At 57.2% G+C, this 20710-nt stretch carries 14 protein-coding genes; 3 read left to right on the forward strand and 11 right to left on the reverse strand.

All coding sequences use genetic code 11. The features are described from left to right. Nucleotides 1-16 precede the first annotated feature (16 nt). The 9 genes from C5F53_RS02855 to C5F53_RS02895 form a co-directional block, all read right to left on the reverse strand. Nucleotides 17-733 carry a M48 family metallopeptidase gene (locus C5F53_RS02855; protein ID WP_105259800.1) on the reverse strand — a complete coding sequence of 239 codons (717 nt, stop codon included), beginning with the start codon at nt 731-733 and terminating at the stop codon, nt 17-19. Continuing rightward, nucleotides 733-3840, reverse strand: a complete 3108-nt coding sequence (locus C5F53_RS02860; RefSeq protein ID WP_105259801.1) for a type I restriction endonuclease subunit R — start codon at nt 3838-3840, stop codon at nt 733-735. Before C5F53_RS02860 ends, C5F53_RS02855 begins: the two co-directional genes overlap by 1 nt. Before the next feature lie 40 nt (nt 3841-3880). After that, on the reverse strand, nt 3881-4828 hold the full coding sequence (locus C5F53_RS02865; protein WP_105259802.1) for an endonuclease NucS domain-containing protein: 948 nt from the start codon (nt 4826-4828) through the stop codon (nt 3881-3883). After that, nucleotides 4828-6117, reverse strand: coding sequence for a restriction endonuclease subunit S (locus C5F53_RS02870; protein WP_105259803.1), 1290 nt, complete (start codon nt 6115-6117; stop codon nt 4828-4830). The genes C5F53_RS02865 and C5F53_RS02870 overlap by 1 nt, the downstream gene beginning before the upstream one ends. Next, nucleotides 6108-8531, reverse strand: a complete 2424-nt coding sequence (locus C5F53_RS02875; RefSeq protein ID WP_105259804.1) for a class I SAM-dependent DNA methyltransferase — start codon at nt 8529-8531, stop codon at nt 6108-6110. The genes C5F53_RS02870 and C5F53_RS02875 overlap by 10 nt, the downstream gene beginning before the upstream one ends. A 97-nt stretch (nt 8532-8628) precedes the next feature. After that, the gene (locus C5F53_RS02880; protein WP_105259805.1) at nt 8629-11502 is read right to left on the reverse strand and encodes a DUF927 domain-containing protein; all 2874 of its coding nucleotides are present in this window, start codon (nt 11500-11502) and stop codon (nt 8629-8631) included. 70 nt (nt 11503-11572) lie between these two features. Beyond that, complete coding sequence (locus C5F53_RS02885) at nt 11573-11854, reverse strand: AlpA family transcriptional regulator (RefSeq protein ID WP_105259806.1); 282 nt, start codon at nt 11852-11854, stop codon at nt 11573-11575. A 69-nt stretch (nt 11855-11923) separates the two neighbouring features. Further along, a complete protein-coding gene (locus C5F53_RS02890) occupies nt 11924-12463 on the reverse strand; it encodes a hypothetical protein (protein ID WP_105259807.1) in 540 nt (179 codons plus the stop codon). Between the two features lie 2 nt (nt 12464-12465). After that, on the reverse strand, nt 12466-13677 hold the full coding sequence (locus C5F53_RS02895; protein WP_105259808.1) for an FRG domain-containing protein: 1212 nt from the start codon (nt 13675-13677) through the stop codon (nt 12466-12468). A gap of 425 nt (nt 13678-14102) precedes the next feature. On the opposite strand from C5F53_RS02895, the gene C5F53_RS02900 reads away from it, so the two are divergent. The 3 genes from C5F53_RS02900 (at nt 14103) to C5F53_RS02910 (ending at nt 17998) form a co-directional block, all read left to right on the forward strand. Further along, on the forward strand, nt 14103-14966 hold the full coding sequence (locus C5F53_RS02900) for a hypothetical protein (RefSeq protein WP_105259809.1): 864 nt from the start codon (nt 14103-14105) through the stop codon (nt 14964-14966). A gap of 2 nt (nt 14967-14968) precedes the next feature. After that, complete coding sequence (locus tag C5F53_RS02905; RefSeq protein ID WP_146097277.1) at nt 14969-17179, forward strand: UvrD-helicase domain-containing protein; 2211 nt, start codon at nt 14969-14971, stop codon at nt 17177-17179. A gap of 84 nt (nt 17180-17263) precedes the next feature. Beyond that, nucleotides 17264-17998 carry a phospholipase D-like domain-containing protein gene (locus C5F53_RS02910; RefSeq protein WP_105259811.1) on the forward strand — a complete coding sequence of 245 codons (735 nt, stop codon included), beginning with the start codon at nt 17264-17266 and terminating at the stop codon, nt 17996-17998. Between the two features lie 346 nt (nt 17999-18344). On the opposite strand, the gene C5F53_RS20040 is transcribed toward C5F53_RS02910, so the two are convergent. Beyond that, nucleotides 18345-19043, reverse strand: coding sequence for a hypothetical protein (locus tag C5F53_RS20040; protein WP_146097278.1), 699 nt, complete (start codon nt 19041-19043; stop codon nt 18345-18347). A 312-nt stretch (nt 19044-19355) separates the two neighbouring features. Further along, on the reverse strand, nt 19356-20627 hold the full coding sequence (locus C5F53_RS02915; protein ID WP_105260379.1) for an integrase arm-type DNA-binding domain-containing protein: 1272 nt from the start codon (nt 20625-20627) through the stop codon (nt 19356-19358). Nucleotides 20628-20710 lie beyond the last annotated feature (83 nt).

Below are 20710 nucleotides of genomic sequence, written 5' to 3' on the forward strand. Positions count from 1 at the left end.
AGTCAACACACGGCGATCAATACTCCCAGTTCTCGTGCCTTACTGGCAGGCGATTGAGCTGCTTTCTTAGATGCTGCCAATGCGGCAGGTATAAGTCCATGAGTGCCATGAACCGCTCGTTGTGCGTTGGCTCCAAGAGGTGCACCAGCTCATGCACCAAGATGTACTCCAAACACTCAGGCGGCTTCTTGGCCAGGTCGGTATTGAGTCGGATGTAGCCGGATTCGGGGGTGCAACTGCCCCACTTCGTTTTCATGCGCTGCACGAACACTCGCGCCACTTGCACGCCCAACAGCGGCGCCCACTTGGCAATCAGTGTGGGCGCGGCTTCGTGCACTTGCTGTCGGTACCAACCGTCCAGCACCTCCTCGCACCGTGCCGGATCTGCGCCGGGACGTACTTGCAGCTTCAGCTTACGGGGTGTCAGGCTTACCTCTGGCGCCGCATCGGCGTGGTTGACCTCCAGCTGGTAACGCTTACCCCACAGATAGTGGCTTTCCTTGTTCAAGAACTCGCGGGGTGTCTCGCGCTCTTGGGTCTGCAGCTTGCGCTGCTGGGTTCTGATCCACGCCAGCTTGGAAATAACGAAGAGCCGGATCGTGTCCAGCGCCATGCTCTGTGGCGCGGCCACGCGTACCTTGCCCGACGGCGGCAACACACTCAGATGGACATGTTTAATCGCCTTGCGTGTCACCTCAGCATGCAACTCGCCCAAGTCCAACATGTCCCGCATCAGTATTCCTTCTGGGCAAAAACGATGGGGAACAAGCGGTTCACTTCCTTGATATCTTTGAGCACATCGAACATGGCCTGCTTGACCAACTGCTCCTTCGCCACAACACCACGCCAGCCATCCGGGCGCTTGGCTTTGATGGCGGCATCCAGCAATAGCGCGGTGTCCAGTGCTTTGCTTGCGTCACCATATGCAGCTAGTGGCTCTTGCGCGGCGTCGGTGACGACATGGTCCTTCAGGTTGTTGTACAGGGCAAGCCGTCCGGCGGTATTCAACTGTTGAGGCGTGTCGGCTGACTTGCCAGCGACTACTTGCTTGGCCACATCGGCGATCCGAGCGAGGTACTCCTCGTACTCGATCGCGCGCTCCTTGCGTAACCGAATAATCTCGTCCAGCAGGGCCGACATCTTGGCGAAATACGCCGGGTCGGTCAGTTGCTCTTTCAGGATCTTGCTGCGAACGTTGTTCTCAATCGTCTCGGCTATGGACTCCCGGTTGTCCTTCAGGTCCCCCAAGCGCTCGGCAATTGCATCGGCAATGCCGGTCTTGACAATCAAATCCAGCAGACCGACGCCATCAAACGGCGAAATCTTGCGCGGCGCCTGGGCTTCGATATAGGTGTCGATGAGATGGCGCATATCGGCCTCATAGGGCTTCAGGTCCAGCGTCTCACCAGCAGCCATGCGGATGATCTCGCGCAAGTTCAGATAGTGTTTCTGCAGACCTTTTATGTGCTCGATCTGCTCTGGTGTGTAGCCCGCCGCCTCCAGCTCATCGGCCAGGTTGGCATAGGCACGCACCAACGCCACCACGGCCTTGTAGAGAGCGACACGCCGCGGCTCTCGCGCCTTCAGGTCATCGGCAATCTCGGTGTTGCCACAGAAATAGTGGATGTGCTGCAAGTCGCCCTTGGGCGGCTCCACGGGGTCGCACAGCAAGGCTAAAGCCTCTATCGCGTCGCCCAAGCGTCCACGGCCGGACTCCAGGCGATCCTGGAGCAGGACTTCTGGATCACCGCCCCCGGCGCTATGGTCCAGCTCTGCCGTGTATACCGCTATTGCCTTCTCTACCTTTTTGAAAAGGTCCTTGTAGTCGACGATGTAGCCAAAGTCCTTGTCTTCGCCGTCCAGCCGGTTGGTGCGGCAAATGGCCTGGAACAGGCCATGGTCCTGCATGGACTTGTCGATGTAGAGGTAGGTGCAAGGCGGGGCATCGAAGCCCGTCAGCAGCTTGTCCACCACGATCAACAGCTTCATCTGAGCGGGGGCCTTGACGAAGCGCTCCTTTACATCCTGCTCGTAAGTTTCAGTCTTGTTCATGCCCGAGCGGGCCACTACATCCTTCAGCAACTCGGTGTAGGTGTTGTAGATGAACTGCTTATCGCTCTCAGTGTTAGCACCAGTCTCTTCCTTGCTCACATCTGAGGCCAGTGGGTTGTAGGAGGTGACCACTGCACAGCGGTTCTTGAACACCGTCTTGCCGAAGAGCACGAAGTACTTGCACGCCTCGTAAATGCTGGACGCCACCAAGATGGCGTTACCCCGCTCACTGGAAAGGCGCGGCTTGACCGCAAAGTCAAAAACGATGTCGGCTACCACCCGGTCCATACGAGAGCGTGAGCTGAGCACGTTCTGCATGGTGCCCCACTGCTTTTTCAGCTCGTCCTTCTGCCAGTCATTCAAGCCCTTGGTCTTGGCTTCGAACCATTGGTCGATCTGGTCGGTATTGCCCAGCTTCTGGTCAATGTCGCGGGCCTCGTAAACCAGGTCCAGCACCACCCCGTCTTCCACGGCCTCGGCAAATTTGTAGGTGTGGATGTAGCCACCAAACACTTCTAGACTGGATTGGGCGTCTGCCTTCATGAGCGGCGTGCCGGTGAAGCCGATGAACACCGCATTGGGCAACATGGCCTTCATCACCCGGTGCAGCTTGCCCCCTTGGGTGCGGTGGCACTCGTCCACAAAGACGTAGATCTCACCCTGGGTCTGACATGGCTGTGCGGCCAAGTCGCGCAAAAAGGCCTCGAAATCATCAACGTCCCGCCGGCCAAACTTGTGCACCAGTGAACACAGCAGGCGCGGATTGGGTTGCGCGAGCTGCGCCATCAAATCTTGGCCACTTTGGCTGCGGTGGATGGTTTCGCCCGCGTCTTTGAACACACGCTCGATCTGCCGGTCCAGCTCGTCCCGATCGGTGATGATGACCACGCGGCCGGCGGGTTTGTTTTCCAGAATCCAGCGCGCCAGCAGCACCATCAAGATACTTTTCCCCGCTCCCTGGGTGTGCCAGATGATGCCGCCGCGCCGCTGCTGTACATGGTTTTGCGCCGCCTTGATACCGAAATACTGGTGCACGCGGGGTAGCTTCTTGATGCCACCATCAAACAACACAAAGTCGTGTATCAGCTCCAGCAGGCGGGCCTTGTTACACAGCTTGGAAAGGTACTTGTCCAGCTTGTAACCGGTGTTGTCGGCCTCGTCTTCCTTCCAGCTCAGGAAATACTTTTCCTGCGTTTCGATGCTGCCGTAGCGCAAGCCTTCAGAGTCATTGCCCGCCATCACCAGCTGCACGGTGCTGAAAAACCAATCGTTGAATTCAGGTTGCTGGTTCGACAGGCATTGGCGTATGCCCTCTCCCAAGCCCACGCGGCTGTTCTTCAGCTCCAGCACGCCCACGGCGATGCCATTCAGATAAAGCACGATGTCAGGCCGGCGCTCGTGTCCGCCCTTGAGCGTCACTTCTTCGGCAATCGCAAAGTCGTTACCGGCGGGGTTGCCCCAGTTCACCAAGTGCACTGTCTCGTTCACCTGCCCTGCTTCCACCTTCACCGAGATGCCGTAGCGCAGCAACTGGTATACCGCTCGATTAGCCGCATACAGGCTGCGCCCATGTAGCGAGGCCTCTGAGCGGAGCCTGTTCAGCGCGGCGCTGATGTGTGCGGGGCCGTAGCCGCTACGGGTCAGAAATTCCGTCAGCAAGCTTTCCTCTATGCAGTGGTTACCCTCGCGGTCCGACCAGTCGCTCAAGTAACGGTAGCCCAGTTTTTGCGTGAAGAGCTCGATCACCCTGTCCTGGGTGGCACGTTCGGGCTTGCTGACGTCGTTCATTCGGTTTCCTCCCTGTCTGCACGGCTCTTGGTGGCCTTTGTCAGTGTTTGATCAATTTGAAGCTAACTTGGTAGCGGTAAAAGCTGATGTTGGGCACTGCAGCCAAGGCCCAGCGCAGCTTTTGGTCATCGTCCAGCGCAATGATCACGCCTTCCACGGTCTGGTTCGGCTCGGCGATCTGCTCTTTCACATAGCCCATGTAGCGCAGGATCTGACCCACCACCACGTCCGAAACGCGCCCCCGCTTCAGCTCCACCACCAGCAGGCGTTTGCCATCCTTGCTGATGGCCAGGATGTCGATGGGCCCAGCATCGGTGCTGTACTGCTGGCCCACCAGCTCGCCGTCTTCCTCGTAAATCTTGAAGGTCTGCGCAAGCTCAGTCTGCGCCCAATTCTTCACCAGGAAGTCCTCCAGGTGCTTCTCCATCGCGAAGGCCACCGGATCTTCCACCACCGGGTCGGTGGCCACGATGTTGGGCGCGGCCTGGCCGGGCAGCGCAGCCAGGAACTGCTCGATCTCTTGGTGGTACTCGGTGATGGTGCTGACCGTACCGATGGAGCCCGTGGAGTTGCGCAGCGCTTCGCTCATGGCAGCGCGGGCGATGGTGAGGGGCAGCCACTTCACCTTGCGGCGGTGCGGAAGCACCTGGCCGGGAGCATAGTAGTACTCGCCTTCGACAACGCCCACGTGATACACGCCGGTACCATCCGGGCTCAGCACCACGTCACCGGGCCGAATGCCCTTGGACACCGTCCACAGTGCGCCGCAGGCCAAACCAGCTGCGATCTTGCTCTTGTCAGGATGGCCGGCCAAGAACACCGGGATGAAGGCAGCATTGAACTGTCGCCACGCCTCGGGCAACTGGCCGCTCAGGTCTTGCTCAATGTCGAAGTCTGCCCCGATGAAGTCACCGGCCAGACACTCGGCCGCATAGGCGCTCTGACGGCCCAACATCACGCGGTAGTAGCTTTTGGATGGTTTGCTCATCAGGTGGACTCCATAAGGCGGATGTGGCCGGTCAGCAAGGCCTGGGCCATGGCTTGTTTGATGGCGCGGGCTTTGGTAAGGCGGGCCTCGATAGTTGCGATTTCCGCTTCCATGTCGGAGAGGACTTGGGCGATGGCTCCCTGTTCAACCAGGCTAGGCTGATGGAGCCATAAGTCTGACAAGTCGCGCCCGTACAAGTGAACGATCGTAGTGCCTTGTGCACGCTCTGCAATCTCCCGTTTTTTGGCGTGCGTTAGGTAGTTTGCTAGGAAGCAGGAATCAAACGCATCTGCTTTAGGCCGAATGATATTGATGTCCCCTCCCAATGCCACGCCGCTTTCAAGCAGTGCTGAAGCAGTTGCGAGATCAATGCCATCAGTCGTGGTTGAACCGGGCACCAAAACGTCTCCTGATATGGATACAAGACCATCACTGGAGTTTGTTCGGCCGACCACATCATGAATCACTTGCCCATAGGTCGTAAACAGCTCACCATAGAGGACGCACTTGCGGCGGCCAGATGCTGTCGTCGCGTCCTTGGAGAGGCCTGAGCCTTTCATCAACCCCGCCATTTCCCCCAACCGCTTCATCTCCCACTCACCATCAAACCCCGGCAATCGCCGCTTGCCAGTGAGCAGTTCCCCTATGGCACCTTGCTTGATCTGGCGCTTCTTTGTCAGCAGTTGCTCCAGCGAGTCGATCAGGGCGTCGGCGTCGGCGAGGGCGTCGGCAATCGCACCTTGTTCAGCCTTAGTTGGAGGAATCGCAGCCAGCACTTCACGGACGCCAGTCAAGCTCATGCCCGCTTTAGCGCCTGCATCTGTCATCGACTTGAATCGGCGCTGTGCCGCCGCCCCCGCCAGGAAGTACGCGACGTAACGGCTTTCTACTTCCTCATCGGCGAACCGTACCAAGGCAATGTGCTGATTGATGTAGGCAGGAAGATCAACCTCGTCTGTTACCAACCCAATGATTCCGATATCTGCCGTGATAGAGATCAGAACATCGCCGCTCTTCAACGCTGTCCGTATTCCTTCGCTGTTGTCTGGTGGGACGGCAACGTAGCGCAGGTCCTCCAGCGAAGGGTAAATGCGCGACCTCGAAAGATTCGTGATGCGGAGAAAGGTAGCCCCAATGTCCGAGTAGTACGCGGCCCAACCGCGTGATCCACTGGTAATAAACGGCTCGAACGTTCCGAGCGGAACGATTTTCCAGTCCGCCGGGAATTCACCCAACTCGGTACGGCGAACGGCCCTCAGATATCGGGCAGAGGGCTCTCTCACTTCCATGCGAATCCCATCTTCGCCAGATGCCCACCCACCCGTGCCTCCAGGTCGCCCACCTGCTGCGCTAGCTCCGGCATCGTCCGCCCATAGCGTTCGGCCAGCTCCTTCACCCGCCCGGTCAGCGCCTGGTTCACACGCTCCAGCTCGCCGTGAACCGATGCATCTAGCGCCGCCATCCACTTGTGGTCCACCACCAGCACCTTCACCTCTTCGGGCGATAGCTTTTGGTAGTGGGCCAGTGCCTTGGCGTCCAGCTCAAAGTCCAGCGACTTGATGAGCCGCTTCAGGCGGCCAGTCTGCTCTGACAGGGCCAGCCAAGCTTTCAGCACAGCCAGTTCGTCAGCCGCATCGGCATTGCGCCCGATCTCCTTGATCCGCGACTTCACTTCCTTGTCGTTAATCTTGTCGAAGCCGCCGAACACGGCGTCGTCACCGCTGTGCTCTTCTTCCAGCTCGGTCTGCGCGGCCAGGGTGCTTTCCAGCTCGGCGCTCAGCCGATCCAGCTCGGCCTGCTCGGCGGCGAAGTGGTGCTGCACTAGCAACGCCTTGGGCACCAGGTCGCAGGCCCAGCCTTTGTCCACCGTCTTGCCCGGTGTGCCATCCTTGTTCTTCTTGGTTTCCAGCACGCGGTAGGGCGTGGCCTTCCAGCCGTCTTCAGCGATCAGGTAGGCGTCGTCCTGCATGGTCTCGGCCCAGTAGTCCATCAGGTGTTGGTAGACGGCGTAGGGGTCGATCAGCTTTTCGGCCGTCGGCTGGTGTTCGTAATGGGCCAACAGGCCTTCGGCGCCGCGGATCAAGTCTTTGGGGTGAAAGCCGCCCTTCTCTAGGGCCTTGAGGCTGCTGGCCGCTGCATCGCGCCAGGTGTCGAAGTGCTGGTTCATCGCCGTGGTGAACGACTGGAACTCCGGGTGCTGGTGAATGGTGGGCTTGATGGTCGCAGGTGCCACCGCCAAGTCTAGATAGCCGGGACGGCGCGGTTTGAACAGGACCGCGCGTAGCTTGGGGCATACAACCCAGTAGCGGCCGAGCGCTTGCACGTCCGCATCAGGGATGCCGCCGTTGAGGTGAGCGTCGATATCCTGTTGGTCTTCAGGGGTGCTGCCGTCGATGTAGCGCGGCAGGTTGAGGTTGAAGTCGTTCTTCTCGATCTCGTCCAGGCCCACCATGCGGGCGTAGCGCGGATTGCTGCCGTCGAGCGTAGTGAAAGCATCAACGATGCGGTGGATGTCTCGCTCGCGCAACCGGTTCTTGGGGCCATCTTTCATATAGCCTTGGGCGGCGTCGATCATGAAGATGCCCTTGCGCGCTGCAGCACCGGCTTTATCGATGACCAAGATGCAAGCCGGAATGCCAGTGCCGTAGAACAGGTTGGCCGGCAGGCCGATGATGGCCTGGATGAGACCGCGCCGCACCAAGCTCTTGCGAATCTCGGCCTCCGCATTGCCGCGGAACAGCACGCCGTGCGGCAAGATGCAGGCAGCTCGGCCGGTGCTCTTGAGCGAGCGGATGATGTGCAGCAGGTAGGCATAGTCGCCCTGCTTGTCGGGCGGTGTGCCAAACCCCTCGAAGCGGCCAAACTGGTCGCCCACCAGACCTGTACTCCAACGCTTGTCGGAAAACGGCGGATTGGCAACCACGTAGTCGAAGGTCTTGAGCTGGGCGCCTTCCAGGAACTTCGGGTCGGCCAGGGTGTTGCCTTGCTCGATCACTGCACCGGGGTTGTGGTGCAGGATCATGTTCATGCGCGCCAGGCCACTGGTGGCTTCTTCCTTCTCCTGCCCGTAAACGGTGACGGGGGTGCGCGCAGCCTCGGCCACCTTCAGGAGCAGCGAGCCCGAGCCGCAGGTGGGGTCGTACACAGTGGTGTCGGGGGTGGTTTTGGCTTTTGCAATGCCCAGCACTTGGGCCATCACGCGGCTGACTTCTGCGGGGGTGTAGAACTGGCCCTTGCTCTTGCCACTTTCGGTGGCGAAGTGGCGCATCAGGTATTCGTAGGCATCGCCCAGGATGTCATCACCATCGGCACGGTGTTTGGAGAAGTCCAGGTCCTTGGATTCGAAGATGCCGACCAGGTTGGTGAGTTTTTCAACCTTTTCTTTGCCGGCGCCCAGCAGGGCGGCGTCGTCAAAGTCGGCTTTGATGCGCAAGCGGTTGGCTTCTTCGAGCGGGCGAACGATTTTCTTGTTGATTTGGTCGCCAATGTCGCTCTTGCCCTTGAGCGCCACCATATCGGCAAAGCTAGCGCCCTGCGGGATTTGGATGGGCGCAAAGGGCTGGCCGGCGTACTTATCGCTGATGTACTTGATGAACAACATGACCAGCACGTAGTCTTTGTACTGGCTGGCGTCCATGCCGCCGCGCAGTTCATCGCAGGAGGCCCAAAGTTTGGAATAGAGGTCTGACTTCTTGATGGCCATGAATTGTTGTTTTTTGAGAGCGTCTTTACTGGGAATCCTGAAAGCATACCCGTTCAAGGCCCCCACCCTCGCCCACCACACAATGGTGTGGTCTGGCCTATAAGTCCAGCTCGAAAATGGTCGGCGTAATGCGGTAGCAGACTGCATTGCCAATACCCGGCAAACGTGGCTTGCAGTCGAAGGGGCGGCCTTTGTCAGGCGTCAGGCAGCCATGCTCCAGCAATACGCGGCACACCGCTTGGTAGTCGTAGCCTTGGCAAACCTCCTGGCGAAAGCTTTCGGCCAGTATGAAGTACTCAAAACTGATACCTTCTGCCAGGGTTGTAGGCTGCCTGTCGCCATACTCTGCACCATGGTGGCTACTAGACTTGAAGGGTTTGCCGCTTGCGTCCAGCATTCGCCGCACACCGGCACGCTGCAAGGTCTTGGGGGCATGGTCGTCGGCGGCACGGTGCCACATAGCAAAGCGACCATCACCATGCGTTTCCAAGAAGCCTCTCACCTGGCGGAGCATGGCGACCACTTCGCCATTGCCTTTGCCACCGCGGGCTGCCAGCCAGGCGTTGAAGCAGGCCTTAGCCGCGCGCTCGCTTTCGCCTGCCGCCCAACCTGTAAGGCCAGCGCTGGTGGCCAGTTCGCCGGCCGCACCTACCAAGGCAAAGCGAGCCGCCACGCGCTCCACCTGGCCACTGGCGCCACCAGGCACCAATACCGAGGCCAGGCGCGTGCTGGCCTCACGAATGGTGCTACCCACCGTGTCGGCCTGATCGGCGAGCCACAAAAGCCAAGTACGACCCACTGCGCCATAGCTAGAGGCAGCTTGCCCCACCAGGTGGCGGGAGAACGCCGCCCCACCCTCGTGGCCATGCAGATCTTCAAAGGCCCCCAAGCTCTTGCCCGCATCGGCAGGAATGTCAGCCATGCGCACCTCCTGCCCAGCGCGCGTGCGTTTGCCACCCTCAGCCATATGGTCAGCCAGGCCCAACTCGCCCGCACTGAGGAACATCAGGCGCCAGGTCAGGCGTGGGCGGGGCGCAGCGGTGCGAGACGCGCGTGCCTTGCTTTGCTCGTTGGCAAGCATGTAGGCGCATTCACCGGCGGTTTTGGGGTCTATCTGGGCCAGCTCGTCCAAGATGAGCAAGCAATCGCTGTGCTGGGCCGCGGTGGCTTCCAGCGCATTGTCTGTGGTGCGCCAGCGCTGCAGGAAGCTGGGGCCACCGTACACGCTGGCGGCCACCTTCAAGGCGGTGGTTTTGCCACTGGAGCTGTCGCCCCGGTAGTGAAAGCCCCCGCTTTCCATGCGGGCATGACGCATCAGCGGCCCCGCAAAGGCCGCCGCCAGGGCGAACACCAAGCGGCTGTTGCCCGCACACAAAGCCCCCACTTGCTCGCGCCATTGGTCTTCGCTGCCACGGATGCGGAAGGTGTTCTCTACGGGAGAGTCGGACTGAAAGACGATACGCTGGTCACGTTCGCCCAGAGTTTCATGTGGCAAGACGAACGCAGGGCCGTGCCAGCCCACGCGGTCAGTGCAAATGGCATACCCCTCGGGCTGGCGGGTTTGAATGTATTGGGTGAGCAGGTTGCGAGCCGTCGGGCTGGTAGCGATCAGCAAGCCCATGCCCAGCAAGGTGGCACGGTATTCACTGCCCTCCCCCGCCAGCATACGGGCAGGCATGGCCCATTGCCTGGAGTGGCCGGAAGGGTCTGCAAACGTTAGCAAGTAACCCCAGCCACCGCCATCTTGGTCACGGGTGCGGGCCAATACTTGCAGGCGGCTGCACACCCACAAGGACGGGCGCTCGTTGCCATCGCCATCTGTAGCGGTGTACCACACGCCGCGGTCATCTACTGTGAAGCGGTCATTGGATGAGGCACCCTTGCCAGCCTTTGCCACGCCAGACGCTTTGGCGGACTGCCCGGCTTTCTGGCTTGCTTGGTGCGCTTCGATAACGGTTTGTACTTTGTTGCGCACGGCAGCCAAGCCTTTGTCACCACCAAGGTGTTGGTGCAGATCATTGAAGTCGGTGCCCTGCTCCGGCAAGCCATTGGGAAACACCACCAGTCCGCCCACTGCCTCGGCCGCAGCCGTGGCCTTGGTACGGCCAGGGTTGATGCCGGTTTCTTGCTCAGTGGTGCGATCGTCGTCTCCACATACGACCAGCAGCACATTGGGGTAGCGTTGGCGCAGCGCCTTGCACACGTGGGCCAGGTTGCCGGCATCAAAGGCAACGGCAACGGGATGCCCGGTGGCTTGGTGCAACGTGGCCGCGGTGGCGTAGCCTTCAGCGACCAGCAAGACGGCACCAGGAGAAGCCGGTCCGGCGAGTTCACCCAACAGGTGCCACAACCCGGTCTTGCGTCCACCTTTCAAAAACAGTTTTTCCGGGCCATGTGTGGGTTTTACAGGAGCGATGCGCTGAACATTCCAAAGTTTGTCTTCAGCATCCTTGAGAGGTACCAACAGCCAACCATCGGCGACACGCACACCGTAGGGCAGCACGCCTTTGCGCTGCAGATAGGGCCCGTCCGTGGGCTTGGTCGCATCTGCAGCGGCAGCCCACTGTTTGGCGGCCAGCTCTGCAGCGCTGTCTTGTGCAGCTGCGCGTGTAGCTTCCTCTTGAGTGTCACGCGCACGACGTTGGGCCTCACGGGTGGCTTGCCCGGTTCCGCCTTGAGGCAGCACACTGTTCCCTGCCTTGGGCAGGGTAAATCCATTCTGCTTGGCCAAGTGGAACAGTGTTCCAATGGTCACGCTACCGCTGGCACGCACACTGCGCCAGGTGTCAATACACGCCCTCGGATCGAAATTGGCTGCGGTGGCACTCCACTCGGTAAACAGTTCGCGGCCTGCGTCGTCCGGGATTTCGCTCTTGATGGCCATGGCCACGCGTGCCCATTCATCGCGCGATGTGTCCGCAGGAATGTGCCCGAGGGCGGAACGGATCAGCTCAGGGGTGGGATTTAGCATTTTGAGCACGAAAAGAAGTTGGTGTGGTAAGCGTGGGGCGTGGCGTCCGCCTTGGGTTGAACCAGGCTGATCACGCTGACGCCCCCACCTTCACGCGCTCAACAATCCAACGGTCGATCTCCTCCTCACGCCATGCCACCGCGCGTGCCCCCAGGCGAACTGGTGCAGGAAAGGTGCGGGACTTTACGCCTGCATAAATGGAGGACTTCTTCAGCGCGGTGCGCGCTTCTACATGGGTAAGGCGCAGCAGCTTGCCCGGCTTTGCGGGGACCGGAAATATCGGGTTCTCGCTGGGGTGATTGGAAGCGCTTGCCGTGGTTTGCGCCGTTTGGGGTTGTCCATTTGGACTCATTGCACACCTCTGAAGGTTGTTAAGGTGTGCGGAATTTCCCAGTTAACGAAGTCCGTGACGAGGTAGATATTAGGAGGGGGGTGATATCTTGAGGCTGGCCAACCCGTTTTTGACTGCTTCGCGGATTGCCTGCCCATCCAAAGTGGCTGAGCTTTTTGCCAAGCGCTCCAATTTACGCAGTTCATTGCGTGGATCTCCAGGAACCCCCATGCCCTCACAGATGAACCGGAGCGCGGTGACCAGCGGCCCGGTTTCGCTCAACGAAGGCGGGACCCCAAAGTAACGCAATACAGGAGTGAGGTCTTCAACCATCTCTTTGAGTCCGGCGCCAGTGCGTTTTCCCCGTTGGGGAAGATGGCCATGTTTCTTCATCTCTGCGGCAAGTGCTGTGCGCGCACGCGACATTTCCTTGGTATCGCCATAGCAGCCGATTCGGGCAATTGATTCCAGCAGCGAAACGTTGTCTTGGCCAATGAGATGGGCCAACTCTTTGTGTACTTGAAGGCCCAGCATGGGCACTTGCAGTTCGTCGGCAAGCTGCGTGAACTGGGCCTGCCTATTGCGGTAGAAGGCCATTACGGTTTTTTCTTCAGGGCCGAACGGGTTCATCTCTATCTTTTGGTGCACCTATCCTCGTACGGACCAAAGTCGGTGATATGCCGGGAGTACCGGATGCTGGACTTTAGTGCCGCGAGAAATTTGTCCTCATTCGCATTTGGAAAATAAGAAGCTACCTGTCTCTTGGAATTACTACCATCAACTTGAAAGTTCAAATAGACGATGCCCAGCAGAAAGAAAGCCGGCAAGTTGATAGAAAAGGCAGACGACCTAGATATCACGCAGTGTTGTCTTAAAGGGCGTTCCGGAGTGAGCTTTGAAAGCACTCTTTCTGCAGCAGCGTGTGCCACCATCTCATTCTTATCCGCTTGAATTAAATAGAGCACTGACTTGCCATTGTTAGTTCCAACGAAGTTGTATCGATCTCTGCCATCGTGCTTGTCGTACTTATGGGTGGCAAAAAAGAGGGCAACGTCCACCGAGCTGGTTAAATCTATAACTGTGGACATAAGTCCGTAGTGCTGTAGAAGGGTTGACAATGTGTCTGATAAGTTGAAGTTCATCCCCATATCAAGGTCCAGTCGATGATTCCCAAATTCGCTTAGCAACGAATCATCCGAGTCAGCCATATCCTGCGCCGAATAAATCCATTCGCCATTAGCAATCGCTGCTTTTTGTCGCCTTTCGATTTCATTCAAGTCGTAAGCTGAATAGAAAATATCGCTCCACTCAGTTAAGGACAACGAATGAAAATCGCAAAAGCAGTTGCGGTTGATCGCGTATGCCTTGCGCCAAAAGGAAGACAAAAGAGACACTTCCCCCACGTTGGGTATCGTGAAGTTAGGATTGTTGATCTCCCGATTTACTGTGTAGTTTTGTCTTTGGCCTCTGAACAAGATCGGCTTCCGTGACCGTGACTTCGTCTCATCGATGATCTCAGCTAGTTCTTCGAGGGAGTTCGCCGTTTTAACCCATGCTCGGGAACGTGGTTCACTGAATAGTTCTTGTATTCGATCGGGCAAGAATCGGGATACAGAGTCAGAGGAAGCCAAGGGTCCTCCATAAAACCGGTCGATCACTACATCACTATGTGGGACGCAAACGTACCCCGAAGCAATGAGACCATTTGCCTGTGCTTCACTCAGACCTGCTGATTTAAGGACGTCTTTTGTATGAAGGTCATCCAACGGCTGAAAGAATGCAGTTTCATTCCATCCAAAGGAATCAGAGTAATACTTCCAGTATCCAGAGTAATCGTTACCCATATTGAATGTTGTTAAAAGCAGAACTAAACGGCGCTGCGGGGCTATATCGCACAACGTCCAGCAAACGAAGAGCGCGAGATTGAACGCAGGGCTAAAGATAACTTCCCCAACTTACCCCAAGCACAGACAAACAAATCTTTCGTGCTTTAGAACAATCAACTACTACTTTTCTCGAGAGCCTTTGCAGCCACAAAAAAAAAGATACCAGTCTAGGTTGACCTTGGGCCCTTGTTGATCGGAGAAAAGAGAGCCGATCTCTCGTACCTGAGTGGTACTGTAACCGTCTCCCTGCTGCCCGAGCTCACCTCGGAGCAAGACATACTGATCGTTCGGTACTGCACTCAAGCAACAAAAAAGGGAGAAGTACCATCATGTAACATTCCGCGTACAAATGGGCGTCAATGACCCATCTAGGGAGAAGATGAATGACGGGATTTTTTACTCATATCGAAGACACGGATGAGGTGCGCCAAGGCGACATCATCCGCAAGCTCCATCCCAAGACCGGCGAGGTCGAGCAGCTGGGAATCGTAATCACAGCCGATTGCGATATCGCGCAAAGGAAGGCTGGCGAACGCTACACCTGGCTGGAGATCGTGCCAATGGCAGCCTATATCGAAGGCCCGTGGGCGCAGGAGCAGTTGCGGAAGCTGGCTGAAAAACGTTCCAAGGTGATATGCGAGTATCTAAACGGTCAAATCCGCAAACTTCGGCCCGGCCTTGCGCCACTGACACAGGAGTCACTGACGCAGTGGCTGCGCAACAAGACTGCCGAAGAGGTCCTGGCGAGTTCCACCGGCCAGGTGCCAACCGCAGATGGCAAACCACTACGCGATCTGCAGGGCTTCGCACTCTCTGTTAGCTCTGACAAAAACCAGAACGCTTTCAGCCGGCTGAAAGCCGCCTGGACACTCTTCGGTGTCGACGACAAGGTCCAGCAGGAAAACGTCCGCAATGCATTCAAGGACGGCGGCGGCTTCCAGGACTATTTCGTGTTGCCGGAGCTGCCGCGCCAAAGCGGTTTCGGCTTTGTAGTGATGCTGCGCTCTATGTGGACCATCATGTCCCCCGACCTTTATCTCACCGAGCAGGACGCACGCATCAATGACCGCCCCGACGCGTTCCATCGTGTCGGGCGCCTCAACGACGGAATCCGCTTCTCGATTACCCAAAAGCTGGCTTTTTTGTTCTCGCGCATTGGCATGCCCAAGACCTTCGAATCCGCCTGCGAAACGGCCGCCGAACTCACGGTCGAGGAATTCTTCAAGAAAAACGTACAGGAGGCATGAGCATGACGATGACCTTATCCGCCCTCGTAATCGACCAGAAAGCCGTCGGCATCCTGGACCGGGCATTCGTAGAGGATGCCTGGCTGCAGAAATTCGAAGTGCCGCAGAACACGGACGGCCTGCGTCGTGTGGAATCAAACGGCATCGTCTACCTGCTGTCTGAAGATGCCGATTTGGATGATGGCTACCTAGTCATAAACACTGCGATGTTCGCTGCTGCGGCAGGACTCCCCAAGCCACGCACGGCCTTCGAGCGGGTGATCCGCGTGGCATTGCGCCATTTCGACCGCGGCATTGCGATTCCCATTCAGTGGCAGCCATATCACGTAGGTTCCCGGCTTTCGGTCTACGCACAATCCTCCCGAGATTCAAAGCAGCGGATCTACTTCGACCAATCTCCAGATGACGCTGGCAATCTCTACGCTTTTGCCGTCACCAGCAACCCCGAGGACCTAGATAGAGTTCCAGAAGATAGTGCACTTTATCGACGTGCGGTAGAGGGCATTTGCGACGCCCTGCTGACGGACCCTCCGGTCGCCCCCCCCGTTGGCAACTTTGGCGTTTTACTATCGGAACCTCTGGGCGTCTGGCTGGCAAGTGCTGGGACATTGCAGGAATGGTACGACCAGCGCCTGAACCGTGAACAACGCAAATTTGTCGATCAGCCGCATGACCGGCCAGTTAGGCTGCGTGGCGCCGCAGGCACAGGCAAGACGCAGTCAATGGTGGTGAAGTGCCTGCGCGACCTTTACGCTGACGCTGACGGCGACAAGACCTTCGCATTCTTGACCCACAGCTCGGCATTGGCCCATGCGGGTGTGCGAGGCATGCTCCATGCACTGGACCCCACGGAGCGCTGGACGACATTGAAGACACCCTCCGGGCAACCGAGACTTTGGATCGGTACCATCTACGAACTGGCCCAGGAGAAGCTGGGGTACGAGAAAAAGGGCTTAAAGCCATTATCTCTGGATGGTCGTGATGGACGTGAATACCAGCGGATGCTTATCGAAGAAGCCATCAGCCAGGTTGTTCAAGATCCTCGTATCGTGCTCGACCTGTTCCCAAGCTGTCCGGATTTCCAAGAACGCATGACGAATCGCTCCGAGGACATCACACTCATTGACGAACTCATGAACGAATTCGCCTGCGTGCTGGATCTGGAAGCCATCAAGAAAGACACGCACGAGGCCAACCGCTATGCGCGCGGCTCGAGGGAGCCATGGCAGATGGTCTTGCCAAGCGAAGCACACCGCCGAGTGGTCCTTGAGATCCATGACGTATACCGAGCGCGTCTGCGCGCGGAGAAGATGCTGGGCATGGATCAGATGGTCGCGGACTTCGACGGCTATCTTGGGACGCACGAGTGGGGCGCCCTGCGCGATCGTGATGGTTTTGACCTAGTGTTCGTCGATGAATACCACTACTTCACGCGCGCGGAGGCCATGCTGCTGCACAACCTGTTCAAGACGCGGGCACAGGTCGGTGGCCGCTGGCCTTTACTCATGGCCTACGACATCAAGCAGGGCTCCAATGACGTTGCCATTAGCGGTGGTATGGAGAAATTCCGGAATCCAGGCGTGGGAGAGTCAGTACTGACTGAACTCAAACAGGTCTATCGCTCCACGCCGCAGATCACAGCGTTCCTGCGCGACCTAGACGCTTCTTTCCCGGCCATGGACTTGGAGGGTGAGTACGCAACCTATGTGGCCGAGTCGCAGCAGGATGACGGCGAAACGCCGACTCTGACCATCTACCAAACCGACATCAAGCTGGTCGATAACGTCTTTGAGCAAGCCGCCCGCGTTGCCCGAGAGATTGATGGTGGCGGAAGCCAGGTGGCGGTGCTGTGTCTCAATGAGACGCTGTTCGACAAAATCCGTGTCGCCGGGCGTGTTCAGGACAAATTCGTGCCAATTACCACGCGTGACGACCTGAAGGAACTGAGCTACGCCAAGAACAAGTGCGTCTTCAGCATGCCCGAGTTCGTGGCTGGGCTACAGTTCCACACGGTTTTTCTTATACATGCCGACAGTGCGGACTATGACAAAGACCAGGGTCAGGGCACGCGCCGGCGCTATGTGTCCCGCGTTTACCTCGGCGCCAGCCGCGCCGCACGTAAGATCTTAGTGTCAAGCTCCAAAGAACACGGGGGGCCTAGCCAATTGCTCGAAGCACCGTTGGCCAACGCCTCACTGCGGCGCGCCGACTAACCAAGTGTCGTTGATCGGGGACGATGTGCGCCAATCAATCAGTTAGCGTCATGACCACTCCAGAAACAGCGATACGGACAACCCATGCAACTCATCAATGCGTACTTTGGGACCACGTTGCTCGAATCGATCGAGCAAGCGCTTGCAACGAACAAGGGAGATCGATTCGACGTGGGCGTTGGATTCGCCCAACACCTGACCGGGGCAACGTTCAACCGATTCGGTGAGGCGTTGGAATCATGGCTGGCGAGTGATCAGAACCGCAGATTCCGGATTTTCATCGGAGACCATCAACACGAGAACGACACTCCGCGGCAAAGAAAGGAAAAGATCGACGCGTGCACCAAAGTGGTGGCCAATCTCAGCAACTTTGCACGGTGTATCGAAGAGCGGATGGAGGTCGTATTCCTTCACAAGCTCCATGCGAAGTTCTACAGCATGTGGTCACATGTAACGCCTCTTGATCGCCTCGAATGGGCGATCGTCGGCAGCAGCAACCTTTCGGATGCAGCGCTTGAAGAAAAAAATATCGAGTTAGACATCTATCTGGAACCCGGTGATCCGCAGCTGCAAACAATCCAGAAACCCCTGGCTGCTGTCATCCATAGGGCTTGGATCGACGGAGAGTTATCTGGGAAACTGCACGATAAGGTCGACAGCCTTACTGCTAAGACCCGCTGGGAAAACAGCAAGCTGCGATACGGTGAGGAGCGCGATGCTGAAATAGAGGCCGAGTGGCAGTCAGAGGAACGCAGGGAGGCAGAAGAGCGCGCGAGACTGGAATCCGATCAGCGCCTCGGCATCACTGGACCAGAATAGCCCGTCGAATACGAGGACAACGCCTGCAAAAGTGCCCCGTAAGCGAGGTGCCCGCCAAGCGCCCATGCGGGAAAGTCTACTGCCACCGGTTGAATCAACCACTTCAGACATTCGAATTGCAGATTTCGTAGCTGGGAAGTGGTCATTCGAGACCATACTAAAGAGTCGCCAAACTGAATCAATCGAAAGATCGACATGATTGAGGGCTAGCTATGGAAACTACACCCGAAGCCGGGGCAAGATGCGCCTGTGGCCATTCACCTACCTACGAAAGACAAAGGAGAGGGATCAATGCGCGGATTCCTTGGATCCAGATTAGTCTTGGCAGGCGAATCCTGACTGCCATTCACGAGTAGTAAAGGCACAGAAAAGATGGGTTGAAGGCGCACTTGTAGTGTTGTGGTGACTCACTCACATCCACATAAGACAAGAATGGTCCGTCAAATCCGAATGCGGGCATGGTCAGTCGGCAGTTGGCCAGCCGCCAAAGAGATCGCTCGATTTCTTTGTCAGTTTTTTTAACTCTGGACGGTGGTATCGGGTAGCCAATTTCTTGCTCCAACATCTTCAATGTGAATTCAAAAGTGATTCCGCAAGGTTTATCCCGTGAAATGGTGATCAACCCCATCAGCAATGTCTGGTCCTGCTCGACTCGAAGTTCCTCGCCTTCGTATGAGATCTCAGCTTGATCTAAGTTGAATACAGGGCCGGATCGCGATGCGCGGAAAGAGCTTTCGCTGACGGAAAACAATGCACTTCCGTTCAAGCAATTAGGCCAAGCGACTTCTGTGCGATCCGTTTCTGGAAAGGCCTGTTTATAGTTCTTTTGACTCGGGGGAGATCCCCATACACGTACACCCTGGAATTTTTCGTCCCAAACTTTGTCTTCTAAGTATTGTTTTGCCGATGCGAAAGTGAATCCATATGCGTGGCAGAAATGATCAAGCCACTGGGTATAGCTTTTTGAATTGTCCTTGCGCGATGTCTCTCTCGCCAATCTGCGAAATAGATCTAGCACCTCTTGGGTGACTTCAGGATGAGTCATCAATTTTCTCCAGCACAACGACTCAATTGGTGGATCCCCAACACCAGTGAGCCATGAATGTGGCTAAGAAAATTTCGACATCAATGAATTTGACTACGGTGAGGACTTTGCGAATGGGGATCGCTGGCTTCCGCGGAACCAGACTTTAGTATATGTTGGAATGAAAACAAAATGCACTCACTTTGCTTTCAGTGTGTCCCCAATTCGCCCCCACTACTGCTAGTGGACCAAGTCCTCGTAAACATTGGCTTTTTTTGATTTGTCCACATTGCCTTCACTGTTTTGGTTTCATGCAGGCATGCACAAGCCTCCTCACGGCGATGTTTGGGCAAACTGCTTTGCGGCGCTTCTGCCGGGAAAAGGAATGACGTCGGCGCCTGAACGCAATTGGTCTAGGTAGTCTGCCCAAATCTGGATTTGCTTGAAACGCTGGGCCAGGTACTGGGTGCGGTTGTAGCTTCGGCCATTTGAATCTTTCACCGCGTGGGCAAGATTGGCTTCGATAGCCAGCGGGTCAAGGTTGAGCTGATCGACCATCATTGTCCGTGCGCTTGCACGGAACCCATGCCAAGTTTGTGCTTTGCCGTAGCCTAGGGCATAGAGTGCACTGCGCACAGAGTTGTCACTGATGGGTCGGTCATGGCTACGTTCGCCGGGAAAAACATATCGGCCATGGCCAGTGACCGGATGCAGGTCTTGCAACAAGGCAACCGCTTGCGCCGGAAGCGGTACGACGTGGGGTTCGCCGTTTTCTTTCTCTGCCTTGGTACGTTTCATCTTGGCACTTGGAATGGTCCACAAGGCTGCGTCTAGGTCGAGCTCAGTCCATTCCATTTCTCGCAAGTTTCCGGGCCGCTGATAAACAAGTGGAGCGATCTGCAACGCAGTGCGTACCACTATGCCGCCTTTGTATGCAAACATGGCCCGCAGCAGCTCTCCAAATGGTGCGGGCTCTACGATAGCGGCAAAAGACTTGCTGTGATAGGGCGTGAGGCGCTTCTTCAAACCCTCTGTGATGTTGCGCTGCGAAGCATTCGCTGTGGGTAGCCAGTAGTCCCACACTTGGCGGCATAGCATCAAGACGCGATCTGCTGTTTCTAAGGCGCCCCGCTCCTCCACCTTTTTCAGCACAGCCAATAATTCCAAGGGATGGATTTCCTCCATTTGACGTTCACCGATCCACGGGTATAGGTCGCGTTCAAGCTGGCGCAATGATCGGGTGGCGTGAGTTGGACTCCATTGCGGTGCTTGCTTCGCATACCACTCCGCTGCGACTGCCCTGAACGTGGTGCCAACTGGTATCGCTGTCTTTAGTTTTTCGACCTTGCGAGCTGCTACTGGATCGACGCCGTCAGACTTCTGGGTCTTTGCCTGATCTCGGGCTTTCCGAGCATCTTTGGGGCCCACATCGGGATAGCTCCCGAGGGCCATGCGCCCCTCCTTGCCGTCTTTGCGGTACTTCCAAAACCAGCGTTTCGAGCCGTTGGGGCCAACTTCCAAGTAAAGACCGCCTGAGCAGGCGAGGCGTACCCGCTTCTTGTCTTGGGGACAACTTGCATTTTTGCATTCGACATCGGTCAGCATGGGGAACATCCTCCAGGGTAACGGGGGAACAAACTCAATATTCGGAGTCTACCCCCACTCTGTTCCCCCGTTTGTTCCCCCAA

The sequence above is a fragment of the Rhodoferax sp. TS-BS-61-7 genome (assembly GCF_002943465.1).
Taxonomy (GTDB): Bacteria; Pseudomonadota; Gammaproteobacteria; order Burkholderiales; family Burkholderiaceae_C; genus Allorhodoferax.